Below are 7,850 nucleotides of genomic sequence, written 5' to 3' on the forward strand. Positions count from 1 at the left end.
CGATCCGCGGACAGCGGGGCACCTGACATCATGGGCCGGTGCGGAAGGTACTGATCATCGGAATCGGCGCGGGCGACCCGGAACACGTCACCGTGCAGGCGGTCAACGCCATGAACGCGGTCGACGTGTTCCTCGTCCTCGACAAGGGCGACACGACCGCGGACCTGACGGAGGCGCGGCGGGCGATCTGCGAGCGGTTCGCCACGCAACGGCCGTACCGGACGGTGGTCATCGCCGACCCGCCCCGCGACCGGACCGCCGCCGACTACGAGGGCGCGGTGCGGGACTGGCGCGACGAGCGGGCCCGGATGATCGAGGAGGCCCTGCTCGCCGAGGCCGAGGACGCCGTCGTGGGCATCCTCGCCTGGGGGGATCCGGCGCTGTACGACGGCACGATCCGCATCCTGGACACGATCGCCGCGCGCGGGAACGTGGCCGTCGACTACGCGGTCATCCCCGGCATCACCAGCGTCCAGGTGCTCACCGCCCGGCACCGGATCATGCTGAACCGGGTCGCCGGGCCGGTCCACATCACCACCGGTCGCCGGCTCGCGGCCGGCTGGCCCGACGGCTGCGACGACGTCGTCGTCATGCTCGACGCGGATCTGGCCTGCCGTGCGTATCGCGACGAGGACGTCGACATCTACTGGGGCGCGTACCTCGGCACCCCTGATGAGCTGCTCGTCGCCGGGCGGCTCGGCAAGGTCGTCGACGAGATCGACGCGGTGCGCCGCGAGGCCCGGGCCCGTAAGGGCTGGATCATGGACACGTACCTGCTGCGCCGGGTCTAAGCCGCCCGTCGCGTCGCAGCGACGTTCGCCTGACCCTGGATCAGGCGCAGGCGCGCCGGCGCCGGGGCGGGATCGTCGAGGCCCGGCGGGCGGCCCAACCGCCACGGCGGGCGTTGCCGGTCGGCGGGTGGACCGCCGGGGTCGAGGACGGGGCGGGACAGGGCGACCACGATCGCGTACCCGGCGAGCACGAACCCGTGGCTCACCAGCCGAGTCGTCTCCACCGCCCCGGCCAGCAGATCGTTGGCGGACAGCAGCGCGAGCAGCGCCACGAACGCGGTCAGCATCGGCAGCGCGCCCGCGGGCGTGGCCCGCCGGGTCGCGATCCAGGCGAACCCCGCGCCGATCGCCACGTTCCACGCGGCCGACTCGTGGAACACGTGCCCGGCCTGGTGCACGTGGGCGGTCGCGGCGTTCGCGGCCTGGGCGATGCCGAGCACGAACTGCGCCAGCCCGAACCCGCCCAGCAGCACCCGCAGGGAGAACACGAGCCGCGACCGCCGGCGGACAGCGGGGGTGAAACCCACCAGGAGCCGGGAGACCGGGAGCGGAACGCTCTGCAGCGGCCACAGCCGAGCCGTCCTCGTCGCCGCGACCGCCTGCTCCTGCCATCGCCGGCACGCCCGGCACTGCTCCAGGTGCGCGTCGACCAGGGCCGGCGCGACCGCCTCGTCCTCGCCGTCCATCCGCGCGGACAGCGCTTCCCGGCACCGCATGCACTCCACGGACAGGTAGTCGCCGCCGAGACCGGGGAAGTTCCCGCGTCGTGGCTACGATTGCGCCGGACATCGGCGTCGAGGACTGAAAATCGGGAACCGCGGCTCGGCGGCCGGGCAAGTACCGGGTGTACTGACCGACTGCCGAGAGGCCTGATGTCCGATGACCAGACCAACCGAGACGGCGGTGGCCACCGAACCGGTGGCCGACGCCGTGATCATCGCGCGGTCCCAGGATGAGCCCGAACTGTTCGCACTGATCTTCCGCCGGCACGCGCCGGTGATCCAGCGGTACGTGACCCGCCGCCTGGGCCCGTCCGTCGCCGAGGACGTCTGCGCCGACGTGTTCCTCGCGGCGTTCCGGCAGCGGCACCGGTACGCCGCGGACCGGCACGACGCCCGGCCGTGGCTGTTCGGCATCGCCACCAACCTGATCGGCCGGCAGCGCCGCGCCGAGATCCGGGCGCTGAAGGCCCTGGAACGCACCGGCGTCGACCCGGTGACGGAGGGGTTCGAGGTGCACAGCGACGCCCGGTTGGGTGCGGACGCCGTCAACCGGCGGCTCGCCGCGGCACTGGCGGGCCTGCGTCCCGGGTACCGCGACGCGCTGCTGCTGGTGGCGTGGGGAGACCTCACGTACGAGGAGATCGCGGTCGCGCTCGGCGTGCCCGTGGGGACGGTGCGGTCCCGGGTGAACCGGGCTCGAAGCAGGATGCGCGCGGCACTCGGCGGGGCGGACCCGACGTCCATCCAGGAGGACCTGTGAACGACATGCGACAACTCCGCGAGTTCCGCGGTGAGGTGCCGGAACTGTCCGGCGAGGAGCTGACCGGGGCCGAGCGGTCCTTCGTGACGATGCTACGCACCCAGCGGTCGGCGCGGCCCGGGTCGCGGCGGCCGCTCCTGGCCGTCGCTGGTCTCGCCACGGCGGCGGCCGGGGTGGCCGTGGCGGTGCTGCTGACCACGACGACCCCGGCGAAGTCCCCGCCGTCGGTTGCCGCCGGGCCGTCCTCGGCCGCTCCGGCGGTCAAGCTGCGGCCGGTCTCCGTCGCCGAGGTGCTCGACCTGGCCGCGGCGGCCGCCCCCGGGGTCACGCCCGGGCCGGGGCAGTTCGTGGTCACCGAGTCCGTCGTCCAGGACCAGGGGTTCGTCGGCGAGGACGGGCGCTTCCTGTACCGGATGAAGCGGACCACCTGGATCTCCTCGGACAACACGAAACAGGGCGCGGTCAGGGCGGAGAACCTGGAGGTGCTGCCGTTTCCCGGCCGGGCCGTCCCGGCGGGCGTGCCCACGGCCGGCCTGGTCGACAACCACGCGATCTGCCCGGCGAAGGCCGACGCGGTCCGGCACGACTACGCGTTCTACGGCACCCTGCCGACCGACGCGCAGGGCATGCTGACCTACTTCAGGAAGTTCCCTGGTGGTGGCGCCGACAAGAACTCCTACCTGTGGAAGGCCGGCGCCGAGCTGGCCGCGGCCGCGATGCCCACGGCCCAGCACACGGCGGTCTTCCAGGCGTTGAAGCTCGTCCCCGGCGCCCAGCTGGTCGGTGACGTGCAGGACGCCGCCGGCCGCGACGGCGTCGCCGTCGGCTACGTGAGCAGCGGCCTGCGCTACGACCTGATCTTCGACCCGGTCACGTTCGGGTACCTCGGCTCGCGGTCCGTCGTGGTCGACGCGGCCACGGCCGGGGCACCCGCCGGCACCCAGCTGGCGGCGACCGCGCAGCTGTCGGTGACCGTCGCGGACGAGGCGCCGGCGGTGACACCCGGCCCCAAGCAGCAGCCCTGCACGTAGCTCAAGGGTGGGACGGGTGCGGACATATCGACTAGCCTGAGCGTCACCACGACGCAGTGACGCGAGGGAGTCGTTGTGACCGGACAGGACCGGATCGACACATCGGTGCCGCACCCGGCCCGCCGCTACAACTACTGGCTCGGCGGCAAGGACCACTTCGCCGCCGACCGGGCCTCCGGCGACGAGATCGCCGCCGCGTTCCCGACGGTGCGCACGGCGGTCCTCGCGAACCGGGCCTTCCTCCGCCGGGCCGTGCGGTTCCTGGCGGAGGAGGCCGGCGTCCGCCAGTTCCTCGACATCGGCACCGGCCTGCCGGTCCCGGACAACACCCACGAGCTCGCCCAGCGCGTCGACCCGGCGTCCCGCGTCGTCTACGTCGACAACGACCCGATCGTGCTCACCCACGCGCGGGCGCTGCTCACCGGCGCACCCGAGGGCAGGACCGCGTACCTGGAGGCGGACCTGCGCGACCCGGCCGCGATCCTGCGGCACCCCGACCTGCGGGCCACCCTCGACCTGGACCGCCCCGTCGCCCTGCTGCTCGTGGCGATCCTGCACTTCATCCACACCGACGAGGCCGCCCTGCCGATCGTGCGGCACCTGCTGTCCGCGCTGCCGTCCGGCAGCTACCTGGTCGCGACGAACGCCACCGTCGACTTCGCCGACGAGGCAGGCGCCGCGGCGTACCGGGCGATGTTCGCCGCCGGCCGCACCGACGGCTACGCCCGCAGCGCGGCGCAGTTCGGCGCCTTCTTCGAGGGCCTGGACCTGGTGCCGCCGGGCGTCGTCGCGGTCTGCGACTGGCACGACGCCTACCCGGACGCCACGCCCGCGGACGTCGCCATGTACGCGGCGGTGGGCCGCAAGCCGTGACCGCGCGCTTCGGCCCCGTCGAGCGGCTCGCCGTCCTGTCCGACGTGCACGCCAACGTGCCGGCCCTGGAGGCCGTCCTCGCCGAGCCGGACGTCGCGACCGCCGATCTCGTCGTCTTCTGCGGCGACCTCACCTGGGGGCCGGAGCCGGCCCGCACCGCCGACCTGGTCCGTGCCCTGGGCCCGCGCGCCGTGTTCGTCCGCGGCAACGCCGACCGGGCCGTGGTCGAGCTCGCCACCGGCGCCCGCCCCGCCGCGACCCCGCGGGAGGCGTGGATGCTCGACCTGCACCCCGCTGCCGTGGTGGAGTTCCTCGCCGGCTTCCACTCCGCCGTCGTCGTCGACGTCACCGGCCTCGGCGCCGTCCGCTGCTGCCACGGCTCGCCGCGCTCCGACACCGAGCTCGTCACCCCGGCCACCCCCGCCGCGCGGCTGGCCGCCCTGAGCGCGGGCGTGCCGGAGCGGATCCTCGTCGGCGGCCACACCCACCTGCAGTTCGACCGCCGCGCCGGCGACCTGCGCAGCGTCAACCCGGGCAGCGTCGGCCTGCCGTATCACGACAACACCCCGGGAACGGCCTACTGGGCGCTGCTCGGCCCGGACGTGGCGCTACGGCGGACCACATATGACGTGGCGAAGGCCATCGCCGCGACGGTCGCTGCCGGCGACCCGAAGGCCGACGTGATCACGGGGCTGCTGACCGCCCCACCGTCGGTGGCCGAACTGACCGCCGACGCCGAGCGCCTCGAGTTCTCCGACTGACGCTCCGCGGTCACCGGGCCTGCGCGGCGACGAAGTCGCGGACGCTGGTGGCGGGCCGCCCGGTGACGGCCTCGACGTCGTGGGTCAGCCGGTCGTAGCGGTTGTCGTGGTGCAGCCGCGCCATGGTGGCGAGGTGCTCCTGCAGATGCGCGGGCAGCCCGAGCGGCGCCAGCTCCTCGTCGATCCACTGCCGCAGCGGCACGTCGACGTAGGTGACCGGCCGGCCCAGCGCGGCGGCGAACTCCGCCGCCGTCGCGGTCATGTCCTGCGACCGCGGCCCGGTGAGCTCGTAGACCTTCCCGACGTGCGGGGCCGGGTCGGCCAGCACGTCGGCCACCACCTCCGCGACGTCATGGGCCGCGACGGGTGCGGTGCGCCCGGAGCCGAACGGCAACCGGATCGTGCCGCTGCCGGCGATCGACCCGGCCGCGAACGTCGTGAAGAGCGGGTTCTCGAGGAAGACGGTCGGCCGGACCTGGACGACCGGCAGGCCCGACCAGCCGAGCACCTGCTCGGCGAGCCAGTGCAGGCGCTGCTGCTTCGACTCGGCGGTGCTGGTCAGCGTCATCTGCGAGACGGTCATCTGCGACATGTTGACCAGCACCGCGAGGTCGCCCTGCGCCCGGGCGGCCGCGGCCACGGTGACGGTCGCCTGCAGGTATCGCGGCGACACGCTCATCCCGAAGTACATGCGCCGGCACCCGGCCAGGGCCCGCACGACGTCACCCGCCTGCGTGAGATCCCCGGCCACGACCTCGGCCCCGGCGGCCCGCAGCACCTCGGTCCGGTCGTCCTCGTGGTGCACGAACGCCCGCACCGGCACGCCCCGCCGCCGCAGCAGCTCCACCACCGTCCGCCCGACCGACCCCACGCCCCCGCCCGCCCCGGTGACGAGCACGGGCGACTCGGCTTCCGTCATGCACGCAATGCTCGGCGCGCCCGGCCCCGCCGGCGACACCCGTCCGGGGGGACCCGCTCACGCCGCGCGCCCGCTCAGCCGGTCGGCCGTCCTCCACCGCACCGGCAGGGCGGCGAGGGTCCGGACGGTGGCGTTCAGCGACCACGCGAGGTCCGTCTCGTCGACGGCGAGCGCGAGCCCGGGCAGGCGCAGCGCCGCGCGGATGCCCGCGGCGATCACCGCCCGGGCCAGCGGTGCGCCGATGCAGTGGTGCGTGCCGTAGCCGAACGTCATGTGCTGCCCGCCCGGCCGGTCCGGGTCCCGGTTCGCCATGCCGAGGGCCACCACGACCCGGTCGCCCGGGTGCAGGTGGACGCCGCCGACGTGGACCGGGGCGGTCACCGCCCGCGTCATGCCGAACCCGACGGCGGGCACCGCGCGGGCGGCCTCCTCCACGAACGCGGTCAGCGCCGCGGGCGACGCGGTGACCCGGGCCCGGCGGGCGTCGTCGAGCAGCAGCCACAGCAGCGAGTTGGCCAGCTGCGCGGCGCTCAGCGCGTGCCCGTCGAAGAACAGCGACGCCGCGAGGGCCAGCCGGTCGGCGGCGTCCAGGCCGAGGTCGCCGTCGCGCAGTTCGCGCAGCAGGCCCGCCGGTGGGTCGGTCTCGTCGGCGAACAGCGCGGCGACCCCGTCGAGCAGCTGGACCTCGGCCTCGGCCAGCTCCGCCGGCTGGGCCCGCGCGATCCGGCACAGGGACAGCTCGCGCAGCACCGGCCGGTGCCGCGGCGGCACGCCCAGCACCGCGCACTGCGCGTCGAAGGCGAGCGGCGCCGCGAAGTCGGCCAGGAGGTCGGCGTGGGAGCCGGCCCGGGCGAGATCGTCCGCGAGGGCGGCGGCGGCACGGTCGAGCACCGGGACGAGGCCGGCGACCCGGCGGGCGGCGAACGCGCCCCCGACGAGGGTGCGGACCGTCGTGTGCACGGGCGGGTCCAGCTCCGTGATCGACATGCGCAGCGCGGGCCCGGGCGGGTGCTCGGGATCGGTCAGGGCGGCCCGGCTCAGGGCGGCGTCGCGCAGCACCTGCTGGGCCTCGCGGTAGCCGGTGACGAGCCAGTCCCGGTGTCCGCCGGTGCGGGGGAGCGGCACGACCGGCCGGTCCTCCGCACCGGCGGGCACCGGCGTGTCACCGATCAGATGCCGGGGCGTCGCGGCGTGGACGAACGCGGCCCCGCCCCGCCCGGTGCAGCCGCTGATCACGGCGGGACCCCGTGGCGCCGGGTCGGCGGCCAGAGCGCCGGCGGCGCCGGCAGTACCGGCGGCGCCGGCAGTACCGGCGGCGCCGGCAGTACCGGCGGCGCCGGCAGTACCGGCAGCGTCGGCAGCACCGGCAGCGTCGGCAGCACCGGCGGTGTCGGCAGCACTGGCAGGGCGGCCGGCCCGGGCCGGTGTCCGGACGGCGAGCGCCAGGACGAGGTATGCCGACGCTACGACGACCAGCGCGGCGAGGGCCGTGCGCAGGTCCGTCGAGCCGGCGAGCCGGCCGACCGACGCGGGGCCGAGGTTCAGTCCGAGGCCGGCGAGCGCGACGGCGGCGCCGAGGGTTCGGGCCTGATCGGGTCCCGGGACCTGCCGGGCGATCAGCGTGTAGACCATCGGCGTCGCCACCGAGACCGCCCCGCCCACGACGGCGATCCCGGCCAGGGCGACCGGGACGGACCCGGCCGTGGCCAGCACGGCCAGCCCCGCGCCGGAGACGAGCCCGGAACCGGCGAGCAGCGCCCGCTCCGGCAGCAGCCTGGTGAGTTCGTGCCCCGCGAGCCGGCCGAGCGCCATCGCGCCGGCGAACACGCCCGGCGCGGTCCCGGCCAGGCCGGCCGACGCGCCGAGTTCGCCGGTGAGCAGCACCGCGCTCCACTGCTGGACCCCGCTCTCGACCACCATCGCCAGGGCCCCGACGGCGCACAACACCAGCACCGGCCAGGTCAGCCGGCGCCGGCCGGCGGGCACGGAAGCC

At 75.4% G+C, this 7,850-nt stretch carries 8 protein-coding genes; 5 read left to right on the top strand and 3 right to left on the bottom strand.

Going from position 1 to position 7,850, the window contains the following annotated elements:
- Positions 1-38 precede the first annotated feature (38 nt).
- The gene (gene cobF / locus Dsi01nite_RS19585) at positions 39-791 is read left to right on the top strand and encodes a precorrin-6A synthase (deacetylating) (protein WP_203847634.1); all 753 of its coding nucleotides are present in this window, start codon (positions 39-41) and stop codon (positions 789-791) included.
- Here the strand turns inward: cobF and Dsi01nite_RS19590 are convergent.
- Positions 788-1,516: a zf-HC2 domain-containing protein gene (locus Dsi01nite_RS19590; RefSeq protein ID WP_203847635.1), complete on the bottom strand. Its 729-nt coding sequence runs from the start codon at positions 1,514-1,516 to the stop codon at positions 788-790. The genes cobF and Dsi01nite_RS19590 overlap by 4 nt on opposite strands.
- A gap of 154 nt (positions 1,517-1,670) precedes the next feature.
- Here Dsi01nite_RS19590 and Dsi01nite_RS19595 point away from each other — a divergent pair, with 154 nt between their 5' ends.
- The 4 genes from Dsi01nite_RS19595 (at position 1,671) to Dsi01nite_RS19610 (ending at position 4,938) form a co-directional block, all read left to right on the top strand.
- Positions 1,671-2,273 (top strand): RNA polymerase sigma factor, encoded by a 603-nt coding sequence (locus tag Dsi01nite_RS19595; RefSeq protein WP_203847636.1) that lies wholly within the window; start codon positions 1,671-1,673, stop codon positions 2,271-2,273.
- A gap of 5 nt (positions 2,274-2,278) precedes the next feature.
- A complete protein-coding gene (locus Dsi01nite_RS19600) occupies positions 2,279-3,304 on the top strand; it encodes a CU044_5270 family protein (protein WP_239136008.1) in 1,026 nt (341 codons plus the stop codon).
- A gap of 75 nt (positions 3,305-3,379) precedes the next feature.
- On the top strand, positions 3,380-4,177 hold the full coding sequence (locus Dsi01nite_RS19605; RefSeq protein WP_239136006.1) for an SAM-dependent methyltransferase: 798 nt from the start codon (positions 3,380-3,382) through the stop codon (positions 4,175-4,177).
- Positions 4,174-4,938 carry a metallophosphoesterase family protein gene (locus Dsi01nite_RS19610; protein WP_203847638.1) on the top strand — a complete coding sequence of 255 codons (765 nt, stop codon included), beginning with the start codon at positions 4,174-4,176 and terminating at the stop codon, positions 4,936-4,938. Before Dsi01nite_RS19605 ends, Dsi01nite_RS19610 begins: the two co-directional genes overlap by 4 nt.
- A gap of 10 nt (positions 4,939-4,948) precedes the next feature.
- On the opposite strand, the gene Dsi01nite_RS19615 is transcribed toward Dsi01nite_RS19610, so the two are convergent.
- Positions 4,949-5,857: an NAD(P)H-binding protein gene (locus tag Dsi01nite_RS19615; RefSeq protein ID WP_203847639.1), complete on the bottom strand. Its 909-nt coding sequence runs from the start codon at positions 5,855-5,857 to the stop codon at positions 4,949-4,951.
- Between the two features lie 57 nt (positions 5,858-5,914).
- Positions 5,915-7,850 (bottom strand): cytochrome P450 (locus Dsi01nite_RS19620; RefSeq protein WP_203847640.1); only part of this gene is annotated, 1,936 nt, incomplete at its 5' end.

It is taken from the genome of Dactylosporangium siamense, assembly GCF_016862795.1.
Lineage (GTDB): Bacteria > Actinomycetota > Actinomycetes > Mycobacteriales > Micromonosporaceae > Dactylosporangium > Dactylosporangium siamense.